Source organism: Microbacterium sp. DMC48, from assembly GCF_056313825.1.
This window is the reverse complement of record NZ_JBQUZN010000006.1, coordinates 101528-126973: the sequence shown is the minus strand read 5'-3', so window position 1 is coordinate 126973 and position 25446 is coordinate 101528. Positions and strand designations below refer to the sequence as shown.

Genomic DNA, 25446 nt, shown 5'->3' with positions numbered 1-25446 from the left:
CGGTCACGCCTGCCGTGAGGACGCCGCCTACCCGGCGGGCGCCGGGCCCGTGGACTCGCGAACCAGCAGCGCCGTGCTCAACCGCCGCTGATGCACATCGATCGTCGTTTCGTCTGACGCGGCGATAGCCTCCACGAGATACTCCGCCGCCAACCGGCCCTTCGAGACGATCGGCTGGCGCACTGTCGTGAGAGTCGGTCGCGTCCATCCCGCTTCGATGAGGTCGTCGAATCCCGAGACGGACAGGTCGCGCGGAACGTCCACCCCCGCCTCTCGCGCACCGTCGAGCACGCCCACGGCCAGGATGTCGCTGAACGCCACGATGGCCGTCGGACGACGAGATGCCTCCCATGCGCGACGGAATGCGGACGCGCCGCCGGCACGCGTGTTGGGCGCTTCGACGATGTCGATCCCGTCGTCCAACAAGTCGATACCGACCTTCGCCAACGCGCGGACCGCCCCGTCCAAACGCTGTCGGACGGCGCCCCGCCACGCCGCGCGGCCCCCATCGGCCTCCGTCTCGAAGGCGACGAAGGTGAATCGGCGATGTCCGAGACCGACGAGGTAGTCGACGACTTCCTCCATCGCCGCACCATCGTCGATGTCGACGCGGGAGACACCATCGTGATCCTCACTGTCGACAAGCACGAAAGGCACTCCCCGCTGTTGCAGCGCCGTCACTTCGCCCCGATCGAACTCCAGACCGCAAACGATGAAGCCATCCACGGCCGCGTAGGGGATGGCTTTGAGCATCGATCCGCGCAGGGGCGGAGCCAGCAGCAGAGTGAAGCCCTCGCGCTGACACACCTGCCCGATCCCCTGCATGAAGAGCGTGTAGTAGGGGTTTTCCAGAACGCGGTCGAGTTGCTGCGGCAGCAGCAGACCGAGGCTGTCGGTACGGCGCCGACGCAGCATCCGGGCGGCCGGGTCCTGGGAGTACCCGAGCTCGGACGCCGCGGCGAGAATGTTCTCGAGCGTCGTCGCAGAGAGCTTCCGCGGGTCGTTGTAGGCCAAAGAGACGGCCGACTTCGAGACCTTTGCGCGGTCCGCGACGTCCTGCATCGTCGGTCGCCGGTTCATGCGCCGGCCCCGCCGAATGGGCGGCGTGCCATCAGCGCGCCGCCGGCGCGAATGCGCCAGTTCCGGGCCGAGGCGTCTCCGTCGACGTCGACGACCGTCCAGTCCTGATCTCCGCGCAGCTCGGCGTGCGCCGCCGGGTCGACGTCGATGCCCTGTCCCCGATGCACGATCGCCACCACCTGCTCATCCTCCCAGAGACGCGACACGAGGACGGTGTCGGCATCCAGCGCCGACACCTGCTGCGTTCCGCGACGCAGCGCCGGCCACTGCGCTCGCCGTCGCGCAAGCGCACGGACACCCTCGTACAGGGCCGTCGACCAGCGCTTGCGATCCCACACCATGCCCGCCCGGCATCCCGGATCGTTCTGCCCGCGCATGCCGACCTCGTCGCCGTAATAGAGCATGGGCGCTCCCTCGGCGGCGAACAACAGCGTGAATGCAGCGAGAGCCGACTGCTCGTCGTCACCGTGTCGCGTCAGCAGGCGTTCCGTGTCGTGGCTGCCGAGCAGGTTGAGCATTCCGCGATGGAATCCCTCCGGGATGCGAGCACGCAGGCGATTCATCCCCTCCGCGAACGCGAAGCCGTCGATCGTACGATCCGCGGTGAAACCGAGCACCAGGTCGCGCAGGGTGTAGTTCATGGTCCCGTCGGCGAGGTCACCCGTGAGCCACTGCTCGGGCTCGCGCCACTCCTCCGCGACGATGTAGAGCTGATCGTCGCGGTCCTTCACGATCCGGTGGAATTCGCGCCAGAAGCTCTGGTTGATGAAGTACGGGACATCGAGCCTCCACCCGTCGATTCCCTGGTCGATCCAGTAGCGCGCCACATCGCCGTGGTGCGCGCGCACCTCGGGGTTGTAGGTGTTCCACTTGGGGAGGTACCAGCAGCCGGAGCACGTGCGGTAGTTGGGGTTGCCCTCTTCGACGTTCACCGGAAAGCCTTCGACGGAGAACCAGTTCACGTAGGGGGAGGCCGCCTCACGTTCGACGACGTCACGGAATGCCCAGTGTCCATCGCCGCAATGGTTGAGCACGGCATCGAGCACGACGCGAATGCCGCGCGCGTGAGCATCGTCGATGAGCGATCGGAACGCATCGAGGTCGCCGAGACGATGGTCGATACGAAAGTAGTCGACCGCGTCGTAGCGATGGTTGGTACCTGCCTCGAAGATGGGCGTGAGGTAGATCGCGTTCGCTCCCACTGCGGCGATGTGATCCAGGCGTGCGCGGATGCCAGCAAGATCCCCGCCGAAGAAGTTGTCGCGCGTCGGCTCGGCATCCCAGGCCACCACGTCCGGCGGGTTCAGCGACGGATCCCCGTTGGCGAAGCGGTCGGGGAAGATCTGGTAGAAGACGGCATCGGCGAGCCAATCGGGAGCGGGCATGGTCAATCCTTCAATCCGGTGGTGGAGATGCCGCGAACGAGCGCGCGCTGGAAGACGAGGAACACCACGATGGCCGGGATCGTCGCCGTCAACGTGCCGGCCATCAGATAGTTCCAGCTCGTGCCGTAGCGACCGACGAACGACGAGAGCCCGATCTGGATCGTGCGGAAGTCATCGGTGTTGGTGACGAGCAGCGGCCAAAGGAAGTCGTTCCATGCGAAGAGGAAACTGAAGATCGCGAGGGTGGCGAACGCGGGCCTCGACAGTGGCACGATGATGCGGAAGAAGGTGCCGATCCGGCTGCAACCATCGATGCGCGCGGCATCCTCGAGCTCGGTCGGAATCGTCGAGAAGTACTGGCGCAGCAGCACGATGCCGAACACGTCGGCCAGGCGCGGCACGATCAATCCGGCGTACGAGTCGATCCATCCAAGATCGGCCACGATGGCGTACGCGGGGATCACGGTCACGAACGTCGGGATCAGCAGCATCGCGAGCAGGACCACGAAGAGCGTATTGCGAAGAGGGAAACGCAGGCGCGCGAACGCGTAGGCCGCGAGCGCGTCGAGGACGAGGTGTCCGAGCACGATGCCCACGGTCATGATGATGCTGTTGAGGTAGTACTGGGCGAACGGCGCGGCCTGCCAGGCTCTGACGTAGTTCTCCCAGTGCCACGACGTCGGCAGGATCGATGTGTTGGTGTAGGTTTCCGCACGACTGAGGAGCGACGTCGTGAACATCCACAGGAACGGGACGACCACGACCACGGCCCCCAGAATCAGGACGATGTGGCGCGCCGCGCGTGCACCGAGCGATTGCCTCATCGCGCGTCCTTCCCCGAGCCACTGACCCGCCACTGCACAAGGGTCACTCCGAGCACGAGCAGCAGCGTCACGAACGCGATAGCCGTGCCGTAGCCGAAGTCCCCGAGCCGGAACGCCGTGCGGTACATGAACATCCCCAGCACATCCGTGCCGCCGCGCGGGCCACCTTCGGTGAGGACGTAGACCAGGTCGAACGCTTGGAAGCTGGTGATGAGCGCCTGGACCACCACGAAGAACGTCATGGGCGACAGCAGCGGAATCGTCAGGAACCTCAGCCGCTGTCGTGCCGACGCACCGTCCAGCTGTGCGGCCTCGTAGATGCCGTGCGGGAGGGCTTGCATCGCCGTCAGATACAACACCGCGTTGAACCCGATGTTCTTCCAGACCGTCAACAGGGTGAGTGCCCCCAACGCGAGCCAGCGGTCCTGCAACCAGTCCGGCCCGTCGATGCCGATCTGAGCAAGGAGCGCATTGACGAAGCCCGACGGGTCGAGCATGTAGCGCCAGACGATGGCGGCCGCGACCGAAGACGTGACCGCCGGAAGGAAGTAGATCCCCCGGTAGAGACCGCGCCCGCGCAAGGGCGCGTCGAGCAGCAGGGCCACCGCGAGCCCCGTGACGACGCTCAGGACGCAGACACCCGTCGCGTAGAGCACGGTGACGAAGAGGCTGTTCCAGAACTCGGGATCCTGCGACAGCCGGAGGTAGTTGCCGACACCGATGAACTCCTTCGTGGGGTCGAAGCCGTTCCAGGCCGTGAGACTGATGTACCCGGCCGAAACGATCGGGTAGAGGACGAAGATCGCCAACACGACGAGGGCGGGCGCGAGAAACAGCGCCGCCGTGAACACCTGCTCGCGGTCGTAGCGGTGTCTGACGCGGGGGTGGGACCCGCCCGACGTCGCAGACGTCGGACGGGTCCCTCGGGTTGTGATCGTCACCGCAGTGCTCAGCCCTTTGCGATGACGGCGTTGACGGCTTTCTCTGCCGCTGCCAACGCGTCGGACACCGTCGCCTCGCCCGCGAGCGCCTTCTCGATCTGCTGCGCGAACGCGAGCGAGATCTGGGGGTAGAGGGGCGTGTTGGGGCGGGCGTGAGCGACAGCCATCTGCTCGACGAACGGTCGCAGCAGGGGCTGAGTCTTATCCACCCAGCCGAGGTAATCCGAGCCGGTGGCTACCGAGTTCAGCACGGGGAGCATGCCGGTCTTCTCGCTCCAATCGGTGACCTGCGCGGGCTGGAGGAACCATCCCAGGAAGTCGGCCGCCGCCTTCGTCTTGGCGTCGGAGTTCTGGAAGACCATCGCCTGCTCGCCGCCGAGATTGGTCGCCGGGGCACCATCCTTCGGATACGGCACCTGCGCGGCGCCGAACTCGAACGGTGGGTCGGCGGCCCAGATGCCGACCATCCACGAGCCCTCCTGCGCGGACCCACCCTGCCCCTTCTCGAACTCGCCCCACCGGGCGTAGGGGCTGGCGCCGGAGGAGATCAGATCGACCCAGTACTGCAGGGCCTTCGCACCCTCTGGGGTGTTGAAGGCCGCCGCCGAGTTGTCGGCAGTGAGGAACTCGCCGCCCGCCTGCCACAGGTTGACCTGGAAGTTCCAGGTCAGACCCTCGCCGTTGTCGCCGGCCTGCGTATACAGGTCGTACCCGGGCATGCCGGTGGCGTCGAGGATCTTCTTCGCATCAGCCTTGAGCTCATCCCACGTGGTCGGGGGCTTGTCCGGATCGAGGCCCGCCTTCTGGAAGAGGGTCTTGTTGTACATGTAGCCGAGGTTGTTGGCCGAGACAGGAACGGATACCTGCGACCCGTCGATCGTGCCGAATCCGGTGAGCGCCGGATTGATGTCCGAGAGCGTGTCGGCGGCCAGCAGAGGGGACAGATTCGCAAGCGATCCGATCTGCGCGATCTGCGGGACCCAGACGAGATCGCCGATTGCGACATCGGGAAGCGTCTTCGAGGTCGCGGACGCCCGGAGCTTGGTGAGGAAGTCGGCGTTTGGGACGTTCGTGGTGACGATCTTCACACCCGGATGAGAGGCGTTGTAGGAGTCGACCATGGCATCGAAGGTGTCGGCGTTCGTGCCGTCCCAGTAGTGCCAGATCGTCACGGTGGTGGTGTCGGTGGCCGCGCCGGTCGACGAGGAACAGCCGACGAAGGCGAGGGTGCCGGCCACCCCCACGGCGAGTGCGGCGGTCATTCTGCGGTGCATCATTGCTCCAATCGGGTGGTGTTCTCAGTGGTGTTCGGGGGAGGTCGGATCGGACGACGCCGGCGCGCGCACGGGCAGCGCGAACCAGGCCGTGCTGTCCGAGGCAACGTTGTCTGGTGCGGCCGGAGCCGTGGCGAGGATGAGCTCGCCGGTGGGCCAGATCTCGGGGATGACGAAAGCGTCCGGCCCCGTGTTGACGACGCACAGCGTGCAACCGCGTTGGAACGCGAGCACGTTGCTCACGCCGGTCTCGAGCCAGAGGAGCGGGTCGGTCGGCGCAAACCGCTCGCGGCGCCGCCGGAGAAGCGTGCGGTAGAGCGAGAGCATCGAATCGGGGTCCACGTCCTGCGCCGCTCGCGCGTAGGCTCCGAACCACGCCGGCTGCGGAAGCCAGGTGGCGCTCGCCCCGCTTCCGAAGCCGAAGTCGCCGGGATCCTTCGTCCAGGGCAGCGGGACGCGACATCCGTCTCGGCCAAGATCCGCGCCCGCAGAGCGGAGCCAGATCGGGTCCTGTCTCGATGCCTGCGGCAGATCGAAGACCTCCGGAAGCCCCAACTCCTCGCCCTGATAGAGGTACACGGTGCCGGGCAGCGCCAGCAGCATCGCGACCGCCGCGGCAGCGCGGCGAGACCCCAGAGCGATGTCGACCGATCCGGTGCGGCGCGCCGCCGAGATCATGTCTGACGGATCGACCGCGTCCAGCAGCTGGGTCTGCCCATATCGGGTGACGGTGCGGTGCACGTCATGGTTGGACAGCGTCCAGGCAGGCGGACCCTCGGATGCGGCGAGCCCCGTCGAGATCGCCTCCCGGAGGCGGGCCGCGTCCCACGGCTGGACGAGGAGATCGAAGCTGAACGCCTGATGCAGCTCGTCCGGTCTGAGGTAGGCCGAGAGTCGGCTCGCCGACGGCACCCAGACCTCACCGACGAAGTACTTCGGGTCGGGGTAGGCGTCGCCCACCGCCCGCCAGTCCCGGTAGATCTCGTGCACTTCCGGCTGGTCCCACATCGCTGCATTGTGACCGCCGGTGCCGTCGTCGGCTCCGGGCCAATCGGGCAGCCCCAGCGCTTTGACGTGGCCGTGTGCGACATCGATCCGGAAGCCGTCGACCCCGCGATCGAACCAGAACCGCATGACGTCGCGGAAGTCCTCGGCAACGTCGGGGTTACGCCAGTTGAGGTCGGGTTGCGCGGAGTCGAACGAGTGCAGGTACCACTGGCCCGGTTGCCCGTCGGCTTCGACGATGCGCGTCCACGCAGATCCGCCGAACACGCTCAGCCAGTTGTTGGGCGGAAGCTCGCCGTCGGGCCCGGCGCCGGCGGCGAAGTGGAAGCGTCGACGCTCTCGGCTGCCCGGCCCCGCCCGCAGGGCCGCTTGGAACCAGGCATGCCGCACGGAGCAGTGGTTGGCGACCATGTCCATGAGGACGCGGATGCCGAGGCGATGGGCGTGCGCCACCAGCGCGTCGAAATCCTCGAGCGTGCCGTAGGTGGGATCGATCGCACGGTAGTCCGCGATGTCGTAGCCGTGATCAGCCTGGGGCGAGACATAGCAGGGGTTGAGCCAGATGGCGTCGCAGCCGAGGGCGGCGATGTCGGTGAGACCGGCAATGAGTCCGCGGAGGTCACCGATGCCGTCTCCGTCGCTGTCGCGGAACGACCGCAGGTACACCTGGTAGACGACGGCCCCCTGCCACCAGGCAGGAGCCGGAGTGGCGGTGTCGGTGACGGTGACGGTGTCGGTCACGACGCGTGGTTCGAGAAGAGTCATGGAGATTCCTGAGGTGGTGCCCGGGCGGCGCATATGGCGGCCGCACCGCCCGGGCGGCTGTGTCCTTCCGCTCAGAAGGTGGGATAGATGTCGATCGTGCTTCCGCCGGTGCCGGTGAAGTTGCCTCCGCTGGACCAGGTCGCGTCGTCGATCAGCGGTTTGAACTGGAACGTCTGTCCTGCGGGGATGCGCTCGAGTTCGAACTCCCACACGTCACTGGCGACGTTCCTGGCGCCGCGACCCGCGGTCCAGGTGAAGGGATAGGCATCCCCGCGGATCGCGATCGAGTGGCCGAGCCCGGTGTTGTAGTGCACGCGGATCTTCGTCGTGTTGCGCGCGGCGGGCGCGTAGGCCGATACGGGCGTCCCCGGTGCGTACACCTTCGACTCATGCTCACCGAGGCTTACGGTGATCTGCTTGCCCGTGGTGCCACCGGCGGTCACCGTGACCGTGTCGGAGGTGTTCATGAGGTTCGTGAGCACCGTGCCGACGGGCAGCGAGCTCTCGGCGCGCAGCGGGATCGTGCGGGTCTGCGTGTTCCATGAGTTGGACGAGATCGTGATGGCCTCCGCGCCCGTGGAATCGACCCGGCGCGAGAACCCGTAGACGTTGGTGTCCGCCCACATCTCGCGCTGGGTGCCGACCTGCAGGGCCGGGTACGCCTTCTTGATCGCGGTCAGACGCTGGATGTGCGTGTAGATCGGAGAGGTCTGGCTGAAGCTGGACATGTCCTTGCGGTTGTCCTTGTTGGCGATCGGCACCTCACTCGCATTCCCGTTGCCGTTATCTGCCTGCTCGGTGCCGTAGTAGATCACCGGCACGCCGCGAGACGTCAGCAGGAACGTGAGCGAGGAGCGCAGGCGCTGATAGTTGTCGTCCGCCCAGGTCAGAAAGCGCGCCCGGTCGTGATTGTCGAGGAAGGTCTCGAGCCGGTTCGGATTCTGGTACTTGTAGTCCTGCGCGAACAGGGTGCTCAGTCCCGTCATGCTCGTGTCAGCGGCGAAGGCGCTGCGGGCGGCGAAGAAGTAGGGGAAGTCGAGGACGCCCCACTCGTAGTTCTGATAAGGCGCGACGTAGTCGACATCGCCGACGAAGACCTCACCGAACGTGGGAACGCCCATTGCCGTCTGAAAACTTGCCAGCCACGACTGGGGGATGGAGCGCGCGGCATCGACACGGATGCCGTCGAAGCCCATGTCGACCCAGTCCTTGTAGGTGTTGATCAGGTAGTTCGACACGGTGGGGTTCGACTGGTCGAGATCGTCGAGTCCACCCAGGTCGCAGTTCTCGATCTGCGTCTGGGTCTCTGTGCCGTTGAACAGGCAGTCGCCGTTGTGATGGAAGTAGGCGGGGTTGTCCAGCGGCGACGCGGGCTTGTAGGTGCTCGGGGAGTAGGTCGTCGCCGTACCCGCGAGGTAGTCCGCGGTGTGGTTCGGGACGACGTCGAGGATCATCTTCAGGCCTTTGGCGTGCGCCGTGTCGATCAGGGTCTGAAGTTCTGCGGTGCTGCCGAAGTGCTGGTTGGGCGTGGCGAAGTTCTTGGTGAAGTAGCCGTGGTAGCTGGCCTCCAGCCCGTCGCGCGACAACGGTTGTTGCTCCGACACCGGCGAGATCCAGATGGCCGTCACGCCGAGCCCGGCGATGTAGTCCAGCTTCTGGGTGAGGCCCTTCCAGTCTCCGCCGTGGTAGAAGCCGAGATCCGACGGGTTGTACTCGCCGGCGCCCTGGTTGTTGTTCGTCGAGTCGCCGTCCGAGAAGCGGTCGACGAGGACCTGGTAGATGACGTCGCCTTCCGCCAGCGGGCCGGGCGACGGGACCGCGGTGGTGGCGGCGGCGGGCGCACTGAGCGCGGGGGTCATGAGCAGAGCGGCCACGAAGGTGGTGATCGCCCCGAGGCCGAGCGCCTTTCGGCGTTTCGTCGGAACGGTGGTGTCTTCACGGATCATGCGGTGGACTCCTTACGACTTCGCTGTCGGAGTGCGTACCGGCCGCCAGGCTTGCACGTGTTTACTGGATCGATGCAACACCCCCAAGCCTGCGGCTGTCAAGATGCAGTTCCTGACGCCGTTTCGACTTGGCGCCGTGCGCTCGCTCAACGAGTCGAAACGCCGCCACCCGGGGTGTCAGCGCCGTCGCGGCAGCCGGTCGAGCGCATCCAGCAGCACGTCGGCCGATCGCTGCCACGAGAAGCGCGCGATGTGCGCCGATCCGGCGGCGATGAGCGCGTCACGGCGCTCGGGATCGTCGATCGCACGCACCGCGGCGGCGAAAGCCGCGGCATCCGTGCCCGGCGCGTACAGCGCACCGTCGCCGGCGACCTCTCGGAAGATCGGCATGTCGGTGACGACAGCGGGAACACCCAGCGCGAGAGCCTCGGCGACCGGAAGCCCGTAGCCCTCGTCGAGGGATGCCGAGACCAGCACGGCCCGCTCGGCCAGAAGCCCGGCGTACTCGGCATCCGTCACACCGTTGTGGAAGCGCACCGCACCCCCGCGGCCATCGACGAGACGCTCGAGCTCGGCGCGACGGTCGGGTGAGATGCGCGACAGCAGATGGAGCGTACGTCCGGGAAGCTCCGCCATGGCGCGGATGAGGGTCTCGACGTTCTTATACCCCATGAACGAGCCCATGTAGACGAGGTTCTCGGCACCGGGCTCGACCCGGACGCCCGCCGGCAGCAGGTCGCCGAGGCGCTGCGGCGCGTTCGCGACGACGATGACGGGCCGCTTCGTCAGGCGCACGCGGGCGAACTCGGCCGCGCTCGTCTCGCTGACGGTCGCGACCAGATCGGCGGCGTTGAGCGTGAGGCGCTGCGGAACGTATGAGAGATGGAACAGCCGCCAGCCGACGCGGACGTACCAGGGAAGATTCCGCGGCGGCGTGCGATGCCGGTAGTAGATCGTGTCATGGAGGGTGAGGATCACACCGAAGCGACGGCCGAGCACCCCGATCGTCTGCATCGGTGAGAACAGGGCGTCCGGACGATACCGGTTCAGCAGGAGCGCCGTGAACGGCTCGCGCACCGAGGTGGGGGCGTGGATGCGCACCACGCGGGCACCGCCGGGCAGAAACGCCCGCTGGGCCTCGTCGTGGATCAGGAAGGCGACGTCGACCTCCCGAGCGGGCGCCGCCGCGGCGACGGCCGCCGCAAGCTCGGCCGAGTACCGGCTGATGCCGTCGTGGAAGTCGGTGCGGATGTACCGCGCGTCGAACAGCAGGCGCATGTCAGCCGTCGAGGGGCTCGCCGCGGTAGAGCTTCTCGAACGTGTCGAGAGTCTTCTCGATGTCGTGGATCTCGACGCCGTCGAGCGACGCCTGCTGCATGCGGCTGTACTCTTCGGGCGTCGCCGTCAGCACGCGACGCAGCTTGTCGGCGAGATCGTTGACATCGCCCGGCTCGAACAGGTAGCCGTTCTCGCCGTCGTGCACGAGGTGCGGCAGAGCCACGGCGTTCGCACCGACGACCGGCAGCCCCGAGGCCATCGCCTCCATGGTGGCGATGGACTGCAGCTCGGCGATCGAGGCGATCGCGAAGACGTCGGCGCGCGTGTACGCAGCGCGCAGCTCGTCTTCCTCGACGCGCCCGTAGAACGTGACCCGATCCTGGATGCCGAGGCGCTGCGCGGCCTGCTCGAGCGCCCGCCGCTGATCACCGCCGCCGACGATGTCGAAGGTGATCTCGGGAATCTCCGGCGCGAGCTTGGCGACGGCTGCGAGGGTCACCTCGACGTGCTTCTCGGTGGTGAGCCGACCCACGAACAGCACCCGGTTGTGCGCGCGGGGCTCGAGGTTCGGCGTGTAGTTGCGCTTGTCGATGCCGCAGCTGATCGGGATGACGCCCTCGATGTCGATGGTGTTCTCGAGGAACTCCGCGGCCTTGCGGGTGGGTGTCGTGACGGCGCGCGACATGTCGAAGGTGCGCTTGGCGTCGTCCCACGCGAGTTTGACGACGACCTTGTCCAGCAGCGGCGGGAGGGTCGTGAAGTCGAGGATGTTCTCCGCCATCACGTGGTTCGTCGCGACGACGGGGATGCCGCGCTGTCGCGCGATGCGCGTGAGGGCGCGTCCGAGCACGATGTGCGACTGGCTGTGGACCACGTCGGCGGCCACCTCGTCGAGAAGTCTGCGCGAGTAGTGCTTGGCCATCCACGGCAGCACGAAGCGCAGCCAGTCGTGCGGAGGCCAGCGCCACCCGGGTGGACGGTGCACGGTGATCCGCTGGCCCTCGATGATCTCGTGGAAGGTGCCGTGCACAGAGTGCTTCACGCTCGGCGTCATGACGTGCACGTCGTGCCCACGAGCGGCGAGGCCGGCCGCGAGGCGCTCCGCGAAGCGCGCAGCGCCGTTGACGTCGGGGCTGAAGGTGTCGGCGGCAATGACGATCGTGAGCGGCCGATGAGCGGGGTGCGGGTCGTCGGGTGTCGCGGAGTCGGTCACGGGGTGCGAGGCCTATCTGTGCGGCGGCGGCAAGACCGCGGATCGCGGAGCCACCCCGAGGAGTCTACCCGAGGGCCCCGTTGCCGCCGGGAACCAGCCGCCCCGCGTAACGTGGTGTCATGGCCCGACTCACCGCCGATGCCGACCCGACACGCTGGGTTCCCGTCACCGACTCCTTCGGGCTGCGGGGCCGCCGCGCGCGTAAGAAGGCGATCCGAATGCTGCTGGGTCAGGCCAACGGCATGCTGGGCGCCGAGCCCCGCCCCGGCGGGGCGTTCGCCGCCTGGGCCATGAGCCAAGCCGCGCCCGCACTGATGCGCAAGGCCGCCGGCCGCGTCTTGGTCTGGGTGTGGAGGTCCGACCCCGAGCTGGTCGTCGTCATGGCGCAGATCCAGCAGCTCACCCCGCAGTTGCGCACCGCGCGAGCCATGATGCCGATGGAGTACGACGACACCGAAGACTTCCGCGGAACGTATCTGGGCACGGGAGAACGGCTGGTCATGCCGACGCCGCCGGCCCGGAGCGGCACCGCGACGCCGCCGCCGTTCGCCACCTACACCTGGGACACCGGGACGCATCTGATCACCGTGACGGCGACCGGGGGCGATCGCGAGCGCTTCGGCACGGTGATCCCCGCCGTCGACGAGCTCGCCCGATCGCTCCGGGTCGTCGATGACGTCGTCAGCGGCGAAGCGGGGCCGGTGCTGCGGATCGACCCCGCATGATCTTTCTGCAGCCGGCGGACGGCCCCGCCGATCCGCCCTCCTCGCGCCCCCATGCCGGTGTGCTCGGCGGCCAGGTGCACCGCTTCGCGTTCCGCCCCGCGGACGGCGAACAGCGCCTCTGCGCGCCGGGACTGGATGCGCTCCGCTGCACACCCGACACGGTGCTGCACTGGGCGTTCTACGCCGACGGGGATGCCGCGGTCAGCGCGCCCTGGGCACCGCTGGCCGTGACGGTCGACGCCCGCGTCGGCGAAGAGCGGCTCAGCGACGACACGCGCGTGCGCGACCGCTACGGCTTTCGCCTCGACGCGGACAGCCAGTTCGCGGCGGCCTGGACCATGCCCGAGCAGTGGAACGCCGACACCGTGAGCCTCGCCCCCTTCGCAGGGCGGACCGCGGAGGTCGAGATCGTCCTGGGGACGAGCGCGCTCGCGACCGATGCCGGCACCCCCGACGAGGTGACCGGTTTCGTCGAGCTTTGTGTCGAGGAGCTGTCGGCATCCACCCCCTCACCCGCCGAACGCGTGGACACCCGGCGGGGCTCGCACGCCGGCGACCGGTTCTCGCGCGGCAACACGGTGCCGGCGGTCGCGGTGCCCCACGGGTTCACCTTCCTCACCCCGGCGACCGACGCCCGCGACCAGCGCTGGCCGTACCGCCCCTTCGTTCACGACGACGAGCGGGGTCGCCGCCTCGAGGCCGTGCAGTTCTCCCACCAGCCGAGTCCGTGGATCGGCGACCGCGGCGTGCTGCAGGTCATGCCGTTCGACGGCACCCCGGTCTCGGCGCCGACCGCGCGGCGACGTTGGATCGCCCCGGGCAGCGAGCGCGCCCACCCGCATGTCTGGTCGGCGATGCTCGACGGCGGCCTGCGCATCGAGACGACGGCGACCGACCACGTGGGCCTCTTCCGCGTCGAGGGCGACGACTCCGACGCGGAGGTCGGCTTCATCATCGACCAGCCGGGAGCCCACGGCACCGTCATCGCGCAGGGCGACAGCGTGCGGGGCTGGGTGGGCGAGGCCGACCCGTGGTGGGGCAACGGGCCACGGACGTTCTTCGCGGGTGTCGTGCGAGGTGATGCGGCCCGCTCGGGCCGCCTAGACGACGACGGGCGAGGCGAACGCGCGGGCTTCGTCGCCGGCACGGGCGCCCTCGAGCTGCGCATCGCGATCTCCTTCATCTCCCTCGAGCAGGCACAGCGCGCGCTCGCCCTGGAGGCACCGGAAGAGATGACGTTCGACGAGATCCGCGATCGTACCCGCGGCGCCTGGGACGCGGTGCTCGACAGCGTGCAGATCCCGCAGCTCACGGCATCCGAGCGCCCCTTCCGCGGCCTCGCCGACACCGACCTCCGTGCGCAGCTCGCCTCGGCGCTGTACCGCCTGCACCTCTACCCGAACGCGGCGGAGGAGAACGTCGGATCCGCCGAGAGTCCCCGGTGGGCGTACGCCGATCCGTTCACCCCCGCCGGGGCGCACACCGACACGCGCACCGGAGCGCCGATCGCGGCCGGGCGCCTCCCCGTCAACAACGGGTACTGGGACACCTACCGCACCGCGTGGCCGATGATGAGCCTGGTCGACCCGGTGCGGGCCCGGGAGCTGCTGGACGGGATGCTCGAGCCGCAGCGACGTCACGGCTGGATGCCGCGGTGGACGGCGCCAGGATACGTGGACGCGATGGTGGGCACCTCCAGCGATCAGATCCTCGCCGACGGGGAGAGGTGGGGACTGCTCGACGACCCGCGCACGGCCCTGTCATCGGGATGGCGCAACGCCGCCGAGCGCGCACCCGACGCCCGCCGCGGACGCAAGGGCATCGATCGGGGACGCTTCCTGGGTTTCATCCCGCGGGCCATCCACGAGGGCATGAGCTGGAGCATCGAGAACGCCGTCAGCGACGCCGCGCTGGCGCGGCTGGCAGACCGACTGTCGGCGGCGTCAGCGGGCGACGACGCCGCGCGCGATGAGGCGATGTCGCGCTGGCTGGGAAACCGCGCCCTCGCCTACCGGCAGCTGTTCGATCCTGTCGTCGGCTTCTTCCGCGGACGAGACGCCGACGGCCGGACGGCGGGCGGGCGCTTCGATCCGCGCGTCTGGGGCGGCGACTACGTCGAGACGAACGCCTGGGGGATGTCGGTGAGCGCGGTGCACGACCGCGCCGGCCTGGCCGCCCTCTACGACGGCCGACAGGGCCTGCGCATCCACCTCGATCGCCTGTTCGCCGAGCCCGAGACCGCGGATGCCGCGTTCGCCGGCGCCTACCGTCAGGTCATCCACGAGCAGCGCGAGGCGCGGGCGCTGCGCAGCGGCATGTGCGCCATCTCCAATCAGCCGGCGCATCACATCCCGTACATGTACACCGGGACCGATCAGCCCTGGCTCGCCGGCGCGACAGCACATCGGTTGGCACGACGCCTGTTCGCGGGCGGCCACATCGGCCAGGGCTTTCCCGGTGACGAGGACAACGGCGAGATGAGCGCGTGGTGGCTGTGGGCGGCGATCGGACTGTATCCGCTCGAGCTGGGTTCCGGCGAGCTCGTCATCGGCTCGCCGCTGCTCGACGACGTGACCGTCGCGCGCAGCGACGGGTCGCGTCTGCGCATCCGCTCACAGCGACCGCACGCGGACGCCCATGTGCTGCGCGCCGCCCGGGTCAACGGTGCGCCGCTCACCCGTGCCGTGCTGGAGGTGGATGCGCTCGGCGCCGACGTCGACCTGGAGCTCGAGTTCGGCGACGACCCCGCCGAGAGCCTGGGCGCCGACGAGCCGACCCCCGTGCGCCCGTGGCACCCCGATCTGACGGGCGGGTCGGGTCGCATCGTCCACGCGCCCGGCGTGCGCCACGCCCGCCGACTCGTCGACGACGGCGCTGCGGGCGGCGACCGCGGCGTGCGCCTGCGGCCGGGGGCCTGGGTGGGGTGGCTGTTCCCCGAGATCACGTCCGTGACGGATGCCACCCTGACCGCCGTGGACGCGGTGGGCGACGACGCGCTGGAGTGGGAGTGGTCCGCCGACGGGACGTCGTGGCATGCGGCCGAGGTGACGGCTCCAATGCCGCTCGCCGCCGATCGGACGACCCCCTTCCGCTTCACCGACGCTCTCGCCGCGCGCGCCGTGCGCGTCCGAGCGGCGCGCGAGGTGCGTGTGCGCCAGATCGAGCTGTTCGACCTCGACGCCGACCACTGATCGCGTCCTCCGATCGCGCGAGCGTCGGCCGCTATCGTGGCGTTATGAGCGAGCGGGAGCGTCCCCGGCGAACCCTGTCACCGCGTGTGCTGCGCTGGGAGGATCGCACGGCGTGGCCGATGTTCGCTCTCTCGCTGCTCTTCTTCGCGGGATGGGTCTGGAGCCTCGCCGACACGAAGCTCGATGGCCGTCAGCAGAGCCTCCTGTTGGGCGCGATCGGTGTGCTGTGGGCGGTCTTCATCGCCGACTTCCTCGTGCGCCTGAGCATCTGCGGGTCTCCGCGCGAGTTCTTCCGCACGCGCTGGTTCGAGGCCGTCTCGCTGGTGATCGTGTACCTCCGCCCGTTCGTCATCCTCGCCTACCTCTGGCGTCTGCCCTGGTTTCGCATACGCCCGTCTCGCCAACGCGTGCGTCTGGTCATTCTCGTGTCCCTGTTCACCCTGCTGTTCGTGTTCACCGCCTCGACTCTCGTCTGGCTCGCGGAGCGGCAGGACGCGCATGCCAACATCGTCGACCTCGGCGACGCGATCTGGTGGGGCTTCTCGACTCTGGCGACCGTCGGGTACGGCGACTACGTCCCTGTCACCCCGCTTGGGCGCACGATCGCGGTCGGGCTGATGATGGGCGGGCTCGTCGTGCTGGGCGTCACCAGCGCCACGGTCATCTCCGCCCTCACCGACCAGATGCAGCGCGTGGGGCAGCGGCTCGAGGACGACCGGGCGGCAGCGATCGGACGCGGCATGGCGTCGGCGTCTGCCCCCACCCCGGACCGCGCGGACGCAGACGCCGCGGGCGGCCCCGATTCGGTGCCATCATGAGCGCATGACCACCGCCGCCTGGACCGCGCCCGCCTCTCGCCAGGTCGCCTTCGACCAGGGCCGCGCGCTGCGGAGGGAGCTGCCCCGCCGGATGCTGGCGGAGCTGCCGACACGTCCGCGTGATCCCCTCGGCATCCTGGCCGCGCAGGCCGCCACGCGGGTCGCCGAGCTCCTGCCTCTCCGCGATGAGCGGATGTCCGCCAGTCCCTTCGCGTTCTACCGGGGCACGGCGGCGCTGATGGCGGACGACCTCGCCGCCGGACCGCGCAGCGACATCCTCGTCGCCTCCTGCGGCGACGCGCACGTCGCCAACTTCGGCTTCTACGCGTCTCCGCAGCGCACGCTCGTGTTCGATCTCAACGACTTCGACGAGTCGGCGTGGGCGAGCTGGGAGTGGGATCTCAAGCGCCTCGTGACGAGCATCGTCGTGGCAGGTCAAGCGACCGGACGCGACGATGCGGTGACCGCGGATGCCGCGCGCGCCGCCGTCCGCCGTTACGCTCGCGCCCTGGCCGTCGGCGAGGAAGCCACTCCGCTCGCCCGGTTCTACCAGCACTTCGACGCCGCGGGCGCGCTCGTCACGAGCGACAAGGCGTCGCGCAAGGTGCTGCGCGCCGCGATCGCGGATGCCGAGAAGCGCACCGGCGACAAGGCCGTGCGCAAGATCACGGAGGCCGATGCCGATGGGCGACTGCGCTTCGTCGAGCAGCCTCCGACGCTGACGCGCGTCACGCCCGACGTGGCGGCCGCGGTCGATGCGTCCCTGGCCCAGTACATCGCGACGACGCGCGCGGATGTGCAGCTCGTGCTCTCCCACTACACCTTCTCCGACGTGGCGCGTCGGGTCGTCGGGGTGGGCAGCGTGGGCACCCGCTGCTACATCGCCGTCTTCGTCGACGGAGACGGCGCCGCACTGCTGATGCAGGTGAAGGAGGCGGGGCGCAGCGTGCTCGAGCAGTACGGCGGCTGCGCACAGCCGGACGAGCTCACGGCGTTCGTCGACCGCCACGGTCAGGGCGGGCGTGTCGTGGCGCTGCAGCGCATTCTGCAGGGGTCGTCCGACCCGTTCCTCGGACACTTCCGCGGTGAGCGCGCCGACTACTACGTGCGCCAGTTCCGCGACATGAAGGGCGGCATCGACGCCGAAACGCTCGAGGACGGCCCGTTCCGTCTCTACGCGCAGGCGTGCGCGACGGTGTTGGCCCGGGCCCACGGCCAGTCCCCGAACGCCGCGAAGGTCATCGGGTACCTCGGTGAGGGGCGCGCGTGCGCCGAGGCCATCGTGGAGTGGGCCTACGGCTACGCCGCCCTCTCGCGGGCGGACTACGGCGCGTTCGTGGATGCCGTCGCCGCCGGCACCGCCTCGTAGCGGCTAGTCGTCGGACTCGGCATCCGCCGACGGAAGCGGACGCCACAGCACCACCTCGGTCGCCCGACGCACGCGCGTGCCGTGGCGGAGGGTCACGACCGATCCCGTCGCCCCCGCCGCGAAGACGCGGGAGCGACGGGCCAGCTCCTCCTGCAGACGCTGCTCGAGTTCGGCGACGCGACGGCGCAGTCCGCGCGCCTCGTTCTCGAGCTCGATCAGGCGCGAGATCGCCGGCAGACTCATGCCCTCGGCCGAGAGGGCGGCCACCTCGCGCAACTGCTTCACGTGCCGCAGCGAATACCGCCGCGACCCGCCCTGCGTGCGCCCGGGAACGACGAGGCCCAGCCGATCGTACTGACGGAGGGTCTGCGGGTGCATGCCGGCAAGCTCCGCCGCGACGGCGATCGCGAAGATCGGCGCTTCCTCATCGGGGTGCTCGTCGACCATGCTCACTCCCGGGCCTTGGCCATGAGGTCGGCGCGCGGGTTCTCCTTCGGCTCCAGCTCGTGGAAGCGCTGCAGTGCCTCCTTCGCCTGGTCGTCCAGATGCGACGGCACCGCCACCTGCACCTCGGCGAGAAGGTCGCCGGCGCCCTTCGCCGTGTGCACGCCGCGACCCTTGACGCGCAGCACGCGCCCCGAGGGCGTACCCGGCGCCACACGCAGCTTGACCGGATCTCCCCCCAGAGTCGGCACCTCGATCGTGGCGCCGAGCGCGGCTTCCGTGAAGGTGACCGGAACCGTCACGCGCAGGTTCAGCCCGTCGCGGACGAACACCGGGTGCGGGCGCACCGAGACGCTCACGACGATGTCGCCGGACTCGCCGCCGTCCGGCGACGGGCGCCCGCGCCCGCGCAGACGGATCTTCTGTCCGTCGGCGACGCCGGCGGGGATCTTCACCTTGAACGGCTTGCCGTCCTCGCCCGCGAGGGTGATCGTCTCGCCCTTGACCGCGGTCTGGAAGTCGAGGGTGGTCCGTGCGGTCACGTCGGCGCCGCGCTGCGGGCCGCCGTAGCCTCGGAATCCACCGGTGGACTGCCCGAACCGTCCGGAGCCGAAGCCGCCGCCCTGGCCGAACATCGAGAACAGGTCGTCGAAGTCGGCCGACTGCGCCGATCCGCGCGACTGACCGAAGCGGCTGAAGACGTCCTCGAACCCGCCGGAACCCGCGCCGGGCGCCTGGAAGCGCGCACCACCGGCGCCCATCGCGCGGATCTGGTCGTACTCCTCGCGCTGGCTCTTGTCGGAGAGCACGGCGTACGCCTCGCTCATCTCCTTGAACTTCGCCTCTTTGGCAGGATCACCCTGCGTCGAGTCGGGGTGATACGTCCGGGCGAGCTTGCGGTACGCCTTCTTCAGGTCGGCCTCGGACACGTCCTTGGAGACGCCCAAGACCTTGTAGAAGTCCTTGTCGAACCAATCCTGACTGGCCATGGACACCTCCTCCCGTCAGTCAGCGGAACCGGCGACGACGACCTTGGCCGGTCGCAGTTCGATCGTGCCCAGGCGGTAGCCGACCTCGACGACGTCGAGGATCGTGCCGTCCTCGACCCCTCCGGGGTTCGGGGCGTGGAAGATCGCCTCGTGCTGCTGCGGGTCGAACACCTCGCCCGCGACGCCGTAGGTCTCCACACCGAGGCGTGCGACCACGCCCCGCAGCTTCTCCGCGATCGCCGCCAGCGGCGAGCCTTCGACCAGGTCGCCGTGCTTCTCGGCACGGTCGAGGTCGTCGAGCACTGGCAGCAGCCCCTTGGCGACCGATCCCTTGGCGCGGGCGATCTCCACCTCGCGCTGGTCCTCGGTGCGACGGCGGTAGTTGGCGTACTCGGCCTGGACCCGCTTGAGGTCCAGGATCAGGTCGCGGTCCTCGGCGGAGGCCTCTGCGACGGCGGCCTCGTCGGTCTGCGGCGCATCGAGGATGTCGTCGACGGTCAGGTCGTCGCCCTCACGCTGGTCCCCCTGCGAGTCGGGGCCGGAGGCGTGCGCCTCCGACCCCTCGTCACCGGGGACTTCGTCGATGGGCTCTTCGAAGTCCTTGTTCGTCATGGTTCGATTCTCTTACTTTCCGGTTCCCGGCTTCTTGTCGTCCTCGTCCTCGACGACCTCGGCGTCGATGACGTCTTCCTCGGGGTTCGGCACGCTGCCGTTGCCCGGGTCGGCGACCGTCGGGTCGGCCGGCTCGCCGGCGGCCTGCGCCGAGGCGTAGATGGCCTCGCCGAGCTGCTGCTGCGATGCGTTGAGCTTGTCGAACGCCGTCTTCACGGCGTCCTCGTCGTCGCCCGCGAGCGCGGTCTTGAGCGCATCCACGTCGGCCTGGACCGAGGTCTTCACCTCGTCGGGGAGCTTGTCCTCGTTGTCCTTGATGAGCTTCTCGATCGAGTACGAGAGGGTCTCGGCCTGGTTGCGGACCTCGGCGGCCTCACGGCGCTTCTTGTCCTCGGCCGCGTGCTCCTCCGCCTCGCGCACCATGCGTTCGATGTCGTCCTTCGGCAGCGACGAGCCGCCGGTGATCGTCATCGACTGCTCCTTGCCCGTGCCCTTGTCCTTCGCGGACACGTGCACGATGCCGTTGGCGTCGATGTCGAAGGTGACCTCGATCTGCGGGATGCCGCGGGGCGCGGGCGCGATGCCGGTCAGCTCGAAGGTGCCGAGCGGCTTGTTGTCGCGCGTGAAGTCACGCTCGCCCTGGAAGACCTGGATGGCGACCGACGGCTGGTTGTCGTCGGCGGTCGTGAAGGTCTCGCTGCGCTTGGTGGGGATGGCCGTGTTGCGCTCGATGAGCTTGGTCATGATGCCGCCCTTGGTCTCGATGCCGAGGCTCAGGGGGGTGACGTCGATGAGCAGCACGTCCTTGCGCTCACCCTTGAGGACACCGGCCTGCAGGGCGGCGCCGACGGCGACGACCTCGTCCGGGTTGACGCCCTTGTTGGGCTCCTTGCCGCCGGTGAGCTGCTTGACCAGCTCGGTGACCTGCGGCATACGGGTCGAACCGCCGACGAGCACGACGTGGTCGATGTCGCCGACCTTGATGCCCGCTTCGGCGATGACGTCGTTGAACGGCTTCTTCGTGCGGTCGAGGAGGTCCTTGGTGAGGTCCTCGAACTTGGCACGGGTCAGCGTCTCGGACAGCGACACGGGGCCCGAATCGGTCAGCGAGAGGTACGGCAGGTTGATGGAGGTGCTGCTGGAGCTGGAGAGCTCCTTCTTCGCCTGCTCGGCCGCCTCCTTTAGACGCTGCAGGGCGATCTTGTCGCCCGAGACGTCGACACCCGTGGTGTCCTTGAACTGCTTGATGAGGTAGTCGACGACGCGCTGGTCCCAGTCGTCACCGCCGAGGCGGTTGTCACCGGCCGTGGCGCGCACCTGGATGGTGGAGAAGTCGTCGTCCTTGCCCACCTCGAGCAGGGACACGTCGAACGTGCCGCCGCCGAGGTCGAAGACCAGGATGAGCTCATCTTCCTTGCCCTTGTCGAGGCCGTAGGCGAGGGCCGCGGCGGTCGGCTCGTTGATGATGCGCAGGACGTTCAGGCCCGCGATCTCACCGGCATCCTTCGTCGCCTGACGCTCGGCGTCGTTGAAGTAGGCGGGGACGGTGATGACCGCGTCGGTCACGCTGTCGCCCAGGTACTCCTCGGCGTCGCGCTTGAGCTTCTGGAGGATGCGCGCGGAGATCTCCTGCGGCGTGTACTGCTTGCCGTCGATCGCCTGCGTCTTCCAGTCGGTGCCCATGTGGCGCTTGACGGAGGAGAGGGTGCGGTCGACGTTGGTGACGGCCTGGCGCTTGGCGGTCTCGCCGACGAGCACCTCGCCGTCCTTCGTGAAGGCGACCACCGAGGGGGTGGTGCGGAAGCCCTCGGCGTTGGCGATGACCTTCGGCTCGCCGCCCTCGAGGACGGAGACGACGGAGTTCGTCGTCCCGAGGTCGATACCCACTGCACGTGCCATGTCTGTTCCCTTTCGTGAAACGGCTCTGAGAAGTCTGCGGGGTTGAGTCTTGACGGCTCAACTTCAATGACTTCCACGATAGCCGCGGCGCTTCCGGGTGTCAAACGCAAGTTGATATGAATCGGCTCAACTTTCGATCGCGCGCCTTGTCCCACTTGCGACATCCCTTGTCCCATTTGCGGCGCAGAGCGTCCCACTTGCTGTCCCTTCTGGCCTCCGTGGACAGCAGTAAGTGGGACACGCCCCAGCGGATGCCGCGGCTCGCCACCCCGCTCCTTAGCGCAGAACGGCGGGATGCCGCGAGTAACGTGACCTGCACGCGACGACGCGCCACCCGGTGTTCACCGAAGGGACATACCGTGACGAACATGTCACTGCCCGACCAGCCCGCGCCCGACTCCCTCGCCGCCACCGGAGCGCGAGCGATCGCGGCCGACCGGCGCGGCGTGCGCGCATGGGCGCTGTGGGACTGGGGCTCGGCCGCGTTCAACGCGGTCGTGACCACCTTCGTGTTCAGCACCTACCTGTCGAGCAGCTACTTCATCGACCCGGCGATCGTCGCCGCCGCCGGCGACGACAAGAACCCGGCGCTCGTGGCCGCCAAAGCCGACAATGCATCGCTGATCGGCATCGCCCTGATGATCGCCGGCATCCTCGTCGCGCTCCTCGCCCCGGTCCTCGGGCAGCGCTCCGACGGATCCGGTCGACGCAAGCTCTGGCTCGGGATCAACACCGGCGTCGTGGTGCTCGCGATGGCGGCCATGGTGTTCGTCGACGGCGCGCCGGGCTATCTCGTGCTCGGCGCCACGCTGCTGGCCGTCGGCAACGTGTTCTTCGAGTTCGCGAGCGTGAACTACAACGCCATGCTCGTGCAGGTCTCCACCCGTCAGACGATGGGGCGCGTCTCCGGCTTCGGCTGGGGCATGGGCTACGTCGGCGGCATCGTCCTGCTGCTCATCCTGCTCGTCGGCTTCATCGGGCTCTCCTCAAGCCCCGGCCCCCTCGGCATCACCACCGAGGGCGGGCTCCACATCCGCCTGGCCGTCCTCGCGTCAGCCGTGTGGTTCGGCGTCTTCGCGATCCCGGTGCTCGTGCGGGTGCCGGAGATCCCGGCATCCGATCGTCGGGTGAAGGTCGGATTCTTCCGCTCCTACGTGCTGCTGTGGCAGACGCTGCGTGGCCTCTGGCACGGCAACCGCCAGGTGCTCCTGTTCCTGCTCTCCAGCGCCGTCTTCCGCGACGGCCTCGCCGGCGTCTTCACCTTCGGCGCGATCATCGCCGCGCAGGTGTTCGGCTTCACGTCGACGCAGGTGCTCTACTTCGCCGTCGCCGCCAACGTCGTCGCCGGCATCTCGACGATCTTCGCCGGCCGACTCGACGACCGCTTCGGACCGAAGAACGTGATCCTCACGTCGCTCATCGGCCTCGTCGTCGCGGGCCTGGCCGTGCTGGTCATCGGCAGCGGTCAGCTCGGCTTCTGGATCGTGGGACTCGTGCTCTGCATGTTCGTCGGCCCGGTGCAATCGGCATCGCGATCGTTCTTGGCCCGCATCACTCCGGAAGGGCGCGAGGGCGAGATCTTCGGCCTCTACGCCACCACCGGACGCGCGGTGTCGTTCCTGGCACCCGGCCTGTTCGCACTCTTCGTCAGCCTCAGCGGCGACACGCGCCTCGGCATCCTGGGCATCGTTCTCATCCTGCTCGCGGGACTGCTGCTCATGCTGCCCGTCAAGACCGCTCAGGTCGAGATCCGCTGAGCTGACTCAGGCTTCTCGACGCGGGCGGAGTCCCACTGGCCATTGAGCGAGCGCGGCGAGTCGAAACGCAGAACCCGGCCCGGATGCCGAGCCGCGCTCAATCGCGGCGCGGGCGCCGATCGCCGCGGTCGTCACGGTCGCGGTCCGGACGCTTGGCGGAGCGCTGGAAGCGGTCGGGCTTGATCTCGATCAGGCGACCGCTGATGCGGGTGCCCTCCAGCCGCTGGAGCGTCTCGCGGGGAAGGTCGGCGGGCAGTTCGACCAGCGAGAAGTCGGGACGGATCTGGATCGCGCCGAAGTCCTCACGGCGAAGACCGCCTTCATTGGCGAGCGCTCCCACGATCTGACGCGGCTCGACCTTGTGCCGACGACCGACCTCGATGCGGTAGGTCGCGGTCGGGCCTCCCGAGCGACGGCGATCGTCGCGGCGGGGCCGGTCGTCGCGGTCGCGGTCGCTGCGGTCGCGTCCGCGATCGTCGCGCTCGAACCGTTCGCGGCGCGCCGGAGCGGGCGGGTCCTCGTCCAGCAACAGCGGGGTCTCCCCCTGTGCGACGACGGCGAGCGCCGCCGCGACATCCGCCTCGGGTACGTCGTGGTGGGTGACGTAGTGGTTGATGATGTCGCGGAAGCGGTCGATGCGCTCGGTCTCGGCGAGCGCCGCCGTGATGGCGTCGTCGAAGCGGGTCAGACGCGTCGCGTTGACGTCGTCGGCACTGGGCAGCGCCATCTCGGTGAGGGGCTGGCGCGTGGCCTTCTCGATCGACGCCAGCATGCGGCGCTCGCGCGGCGTCACGAAGCTGATCGCGTCGCCCGAGCGGCCCGCGCGGCCGGTGCGGCCGATGCGGTGGACGTACGACTCGGTGTCGATGGGCAGATCGAAGTTGACGACGTGGCTGATGCGCTCGACGTCGAGGCCGCGCGCGGCGACATCGGTCGCGACCAGGATGTCGAGCTTGCCGTCCTTGAGCTGATTGACGGTCCGCTCGCGTTGCACCTGGGCGACGTCGCCGTTAATGGCGGCCGCCGCGTACCCGCGGGCGCGCAGCTTCTCGGCGAGGGTCTCGGTCTCGTTCTTGGTGCGGGTGAAGACGATCATGCCCTCGAAGTTCTCGACCTCGAGGATGCGGGTGAGCGCGTCGACCTTCTGCGGATACGACACGATCAGGTAGCGCTGCGTGATGTTCGTCGCGGTCGAGGTCTTCGCCTTGACGTTGATCTCCTCGGCATCCTTCAGATACGTGCCGGCGAGGCGGCGGATCTGCGCAGGCATGGTCGCGGAGAAGAGTGCGACCTGCTTACCGGAGGGGGTGTCGGCGAGGATCGTCTCGACATCCTCGGCGAAGCCCATCTTCAGCATCTCGTCGGCCTCGTCGAGCACGAGGAAGCGCAGTTCGGAGAGGTCGAGCGTGCCCTTGTCGAGGTGGTCCATGATGCGACCGGGGGTGCCGACGACGATGTGCACGCCGCGGCGGAGCGCCGACAGCTGCTGCCCGTAGCCCTGGCCGCCGTAGACCGGCAGCACGTGCACGCCGCGGAGGTGGCCCGCGTAGGACTCGAAGGCTTCGCACACCTGCAGCGCGAGCTCGCGCGTGGGGGCGAGCACGAGCGCCTGCGGCGTCTTCTGGGCGAGGTCGAGCTGCGAGAGGATCGGCAGCGCGAAGGCCGCCGTCTTGCCCGTGCCGGTCTGCGCGGTGCCCAGCACGTCGCGGCCGGCGAGCAGCGGCGGGATCGTCGCCGCCTGGATCGCCGACGGCGTCTCGTAGCCGACATCCTTCAGCGCCTTCAGCACGGCGGCGTCGAGGCCGAGATCGGCGAAGCCGGGGGTCGACGGGATGTCGGTGGATGCCGCGGAGTCGGCGTCGGTCTGGGTGTCGGGCGCGGGCGCGGCCTCGAGGGGATCGGTCAAGCTGTCAGAGGCCATACACCCACGG

At 68.8% G+C, this 25446-nt stretch carries 19 protein-coding genes; 5 read left to right on the top strand and 14 right to left on the bottom strand.

Annotated features, from left to right (window positions below; translation table 11 throughout):
* Nucleotides 1-27 precede the first annotated feature (27 nt).
* From ACT53O_RS12610 to ACT53O_RS12570, 9 genes are all read right to left on the bottom strand, one after another.
* Entirely contained in the window at nt 28-1080 is a 1053-nt protein-coding gene (locus tag ACT53O_RS12610; RefSeq protein WP_005051831.1) for a LacI family DNA-binding transcriptional regulator, read from the bottom strand.
* Nucleotides 1077-2465 (bottom strand): glycoside hydrolase family 13 protein, encoded by a 1389-nt coding sequence (locus ACT53O_RS12605; protein WP_476152769.1) that lies wholly within the window; start codon nt 2463-2465, stop codon nt 1077-1079. Before ACT53O_RS12605 ends, ACT53O_RS12610 begins: the two co-directional genes overlap by 4 nt.
* Nucleotides 2466-2467: 2 nt before the next feature.
* A complete protein-coding gene (locus tag ACT53O_RS12600) occupies nt 2468-3289 on the bottom strand; it encodes a carbohydrate ABC transporter permease (RefSeq protein ID WP_036320471.1) in 822 nt (273 codons plus the stop codon).
* On the bottom strand, nt 3286-4230 hold the full coding sequence (locus ACT53O_RS12595) for a carbohydrate ABC transporter permease (protein ID WP_112932020.1): 945 nt from the start codon (nt 4228-4230) through the stop codon (nt 3286-3288). Before ACT53O_RS12595 ends, ACT53O_RS12600 begins: the two co-directional genes overlap by 4 nt.
* 8 nt (nt 4231-4238) lie before the next feature.
* On the bottom strand, nt 4239-5492 hold the full coding sequence (locus ACT53O_RS12590) for an ABC transporter substrate-binding protein (protein ID WP_476152766.1): 1254 nt from the start codon (nt 5490-5492) through the stop codon (nt 4239-4241).
* Nucleotides 5493-5528: 36 nt separating this feature from the next.
* Nucleotides 5529-7274 carry a glycoside hydrolase family 13 protein gene (locus ACT53O_RS12585; protein WP_476152764.1) on the bottom strand — a complete coding sequence of 582 codons (1746 nt, stop codon included), beginning with the start codon at nt 7272-7274 and terminating at the stop codon, nt 5529-5531.
* A gap of 71 nt (nt 7275-7345) precedes the next feature.
* On the bottom strand, nt 7346-9220 hold the full coding sequence (locus tag ACT53O_RS12580) for an alpha-amylase family glycosyl hydrolase (RefSeq protein ID WP_476152762.1): 1875 nt from the start codon (nt 9218-9220) through the stop codon (nt 7346-7348).
* Between the two features lie 177 nt (nt 9221-9397).
* Entirely contained in the window at nt 9398-10498 is a 1101-nt protein-coding gene (locus ACT53O_RS12575) for a glycosyltransferase (RefSeq protein ID WP_476152760.1), read from the bottom strand.
* Between the two features lies 1 nt (nt 10499).
* Entirely contained in the window at nt 10500-11711 is a 1212-nt protein-coding gene (locus ACT53O_RS12570; RefSeq protein ID WP_476152758.1) for a glycosyltransferase, read from the bottom strand.
* 119 nt (nt 11712-11830) lie between these two features.
* Here ACT53O_RS12570 and ACT53O_RS12565 point away from each other — a divergent pair, with 119 nt between their 5' ends.
* The 4 genes from ACT53O_RS12565 to ACT53O_RS12550 are packed head-to-tail and all read left to right on the top strand — an operon-like array spanning nt 11831 to nt 17814.
* Nucleotides 11831-12436, top strand: a complete 606-nt coding sequence (locus ACT53O_RS12565; protein WP_036320991.1) for a hypothetical protein — start codon at nt 11831-11833, stop codon at nt 12434-12436.
* Nucleotides 12433-15627, top strand: a complete 3195-nt coding sequence (locus ACT53O_RS12560; RefSeq protein WP_476152756.1) for a glycoside hydrolase domain-containing protein — start codon at nt 12433-12435, stop codon at nt 15625-15627. The genes ACT53O_RS12565 and ACT53O_RS12560 overlap by 4 nt, the downstream gene beginning before the upstream one ends.
* Nucleotides 15628-15671: 44 nt before the next feature.
* Entirely contained in the window at nt 15672-16445 is a 774-nt protein-coding gene (locus tag ACT53O_RS12555) for a potassium channel family protein (RefSeq protein WP_476152754.1), read from the top strand.
* 4 nt (nt 16446-16449) lie between these two features.
* Nucleotides 16450-17814: a DUF2252 domain-containing protein gene (locus ACT53O_RS12550; protein WP_476152752.1), complete on the top strand. Its 1365-nt coding sequence runs from the start codon at nt 16450-16452 to the stop codon at nt 17812-17814.
* Nucleotides 17815-17817: 3 nt separating this feature from the next.
* Here ACT53O_RS12550 and ACT53O_RS12545 read toward each other — a convergent pair whose 3' ends face one another.
* The 4 genes from ACT53O_RS12545 to dnaK are packed head-to-tail and all read right to left on the bottom strand — an operon-like array spanning nt 17818 to nt 21758.
* On the bottom strand, nt 17818-18261 hold the full coding sequence (locus ACT53O_RS12545; protein WP_112932027.1) for a heat shock protein transcriptional repressor HspR: 444 nt from the start codon (nt 18259-18261) through the stop codon (nt 17818-17820).
* Nucleotides 18262-18263: 2 nt separating this feature from the next.
* Nucleotides 18264-19247, bottom strand: a complete 984-nt coding sequence (locus ACT53O_RS12540; RefSeq protein ID WP_036320982.1) for a DnaJ C-terminal domain-containing protein — start codon at nt 19245-19247, stop codon at nt 18264-18266.
* 15 nt (nt 19248-19262) lie between these two features.
* The gene (locus tag ACT53O_RS12535; RefSeq protein ID WP_476152750.1) at nt 19263-19859 is read right to left on the bottom strand and encodes a nucleotide exchange factor GrpE; all 597 of its coding nucleotides are present in this window, start codon (nt 19857-19859) and stop codon (nt 19263-19265) included.
* Between the two features lie 12 nt (nt 19860-19871).
* Nucleotides 19872-21758 (bottom strand): molecular chaperone DnaK, encoded by a 1887-nt coding sequence (dnaK, locus tag ACT53O_RS12530; protein ID WP_295776846.1) that lies wholly within the window; start codon nt 21756-21758, stop codon nt 19872-19874.
* Nucleotides 21759-22126: 368 nt separating this feature from the next.
* On the opposite strand from dnaK, the gene ACT53O_RS12525 reads away from it, so the two are divergent.
* Nucleotides 22127-23515, top strand: a complete 1389-nt coding sequence (locus ACT53O_RS12525; protein ID WP_476152747.1) for an MFS transporter — start codon at nt 22127-22129, stop codon at nt 23513-23515.
* Between the two features lie 97 nt (nt 23516-23612).
* Here ACT53O_RS12525 and ACT53O_RS12520 read toward each other — a convergent pair whose 3' ends face one another.
* Nucleotides 23613-25436: a DEAD/DEAH box helicase gene (locus ACT53O_RS12520; protein ID WP_476152745.1), complete on the bottom strand. Its 1824-nt coding sequence runs from the start codon at nt 25434-25436 to the stop codon at nt 23613-23615.
* Nucleotides 25437-25446 lie beyond the last annotated feature (10 nt).

Bases quoted from the DNA above. Each gene is read 5' to 3' on its own strand.
- ACT53O_RS12610 (WP_005051831.1), bottom strand. From the start codon at position 1,080: ATGAACCGGCGACCGACGATGCAGGACGTCGCGGACCGCGCAAAGGTC.
- ACT53O_RS12605 (WP_476152769.1), bottom strand. From the start codon at position 2,465: ATGCCCGCTCCCGATTGGCTCGCCGATGCCGTCTTCTACCAGATCTTC.
- ACT53O_RS12600 (WP_036320471.1), bottom strand. From the start codon at position 3,289: ATGAGGCAATCGCTCGGTGCACGCGCGGCGCGCCACATCGTCCTGATT.
- ACT53O_RS12590 (WP_476152766.1), bottom strand. From the start codon at position 5,492: ATGACCGCCGCACTCGCCGTGGGGGTGGCCGGCACCCTCGCCTTCGTC.
- ACT53O_RS12585 (WP_476152764.1), bottom strand. From the start codon at position 7,274: ATGACTCTTCTCGAACCACGCGTCGTGACCGACACCGTCACCGTCACC.
- ACT53O_RS12580 (WP_476152762.1), bottom strand. From the start codon at position 9,220: ATGATCCGTGAAGACACCACCGTTCCGACGAAACGCCGAAAGGCGCTC.
- ACT53O_RS12575 (WP_476152760.1), bottom strand. From the start codon at position 10,498: ATGCGCCTGCTGTTCGACGCGCGGTACATCCGCACCGACTTCCACGAC.
- ACT53O_RS12565 (WP_036320991.1), top strand. From the start codon at position 11,831: ATGGCCCGACTCACCGCCGATGCCGACCCGACACGCTGGGTTCCCGTC.
- ACT53O_RS12560 (WP_476152756.1), top strand. From the start codon at position 12,433: ATGATCTTTCTGCAGCCGGCGGACGGCCCCGCCGATCCGCCCTCCTCG.
- ACT53O_RS12555 (WP_476152754.1), top strand. From the start codon at position 15,672: ATGAGCGAGCGGGAGCGTCCCCGGCGAACCCTGTCACCGCGTGTGCTG.
- ACT53O_RS12550 (WP_476152752.1), top strand. From the start codon at position 16,450: ATGACCACCGCCGCCTGGACCGCGCCCGCCTCTCGCCAGGTCGCCTTC.
- ACT53O_RS12545 (WP_112932027.1), bottom strand. From the start codon at position 18,261: ATGGTCGACGAGCACCCCGATGAGGAAGCGCCGATCTTCGCGATCGCC.
- ACT53O_RS12540 (WP_036320982.1), bottom strand. From the start codon at position 19,247: ATGGCCAGTCAGGATTGGTTCGACAAGGACTTCTACAAGGTCTTGGGC.
- ACT53O_RS12535 (WP_476152750.1), bottom strand. From the start codon at position 19,859: ATGACGAACAAGGACTTCGAAGAGCCCATCGACGAAGTCCCCGGTGAC.
- dnaK (WP_295776846.1), bottom strand. From the start codon at position 21,758: ATGGCACGTGCAGTGGGTATCGACCTCGGGACGACGAACTCCGTCGTC.
- ACT53O_RS12525 (WP_476152747.1), top strand. From the start codon at position 22,127: ATGTCACTGCCCGACCAGCCCGCGCCCGACTCCCTCGCCGCCACCGGA.
- ACT53O_RS12520 (WP_476152745.1), bottom strand. From the start codon at position 25,436: ATGGCCTCTGACAGCTTGACCGATCCCCTCGAGGCCGCGCCCGCGCCC.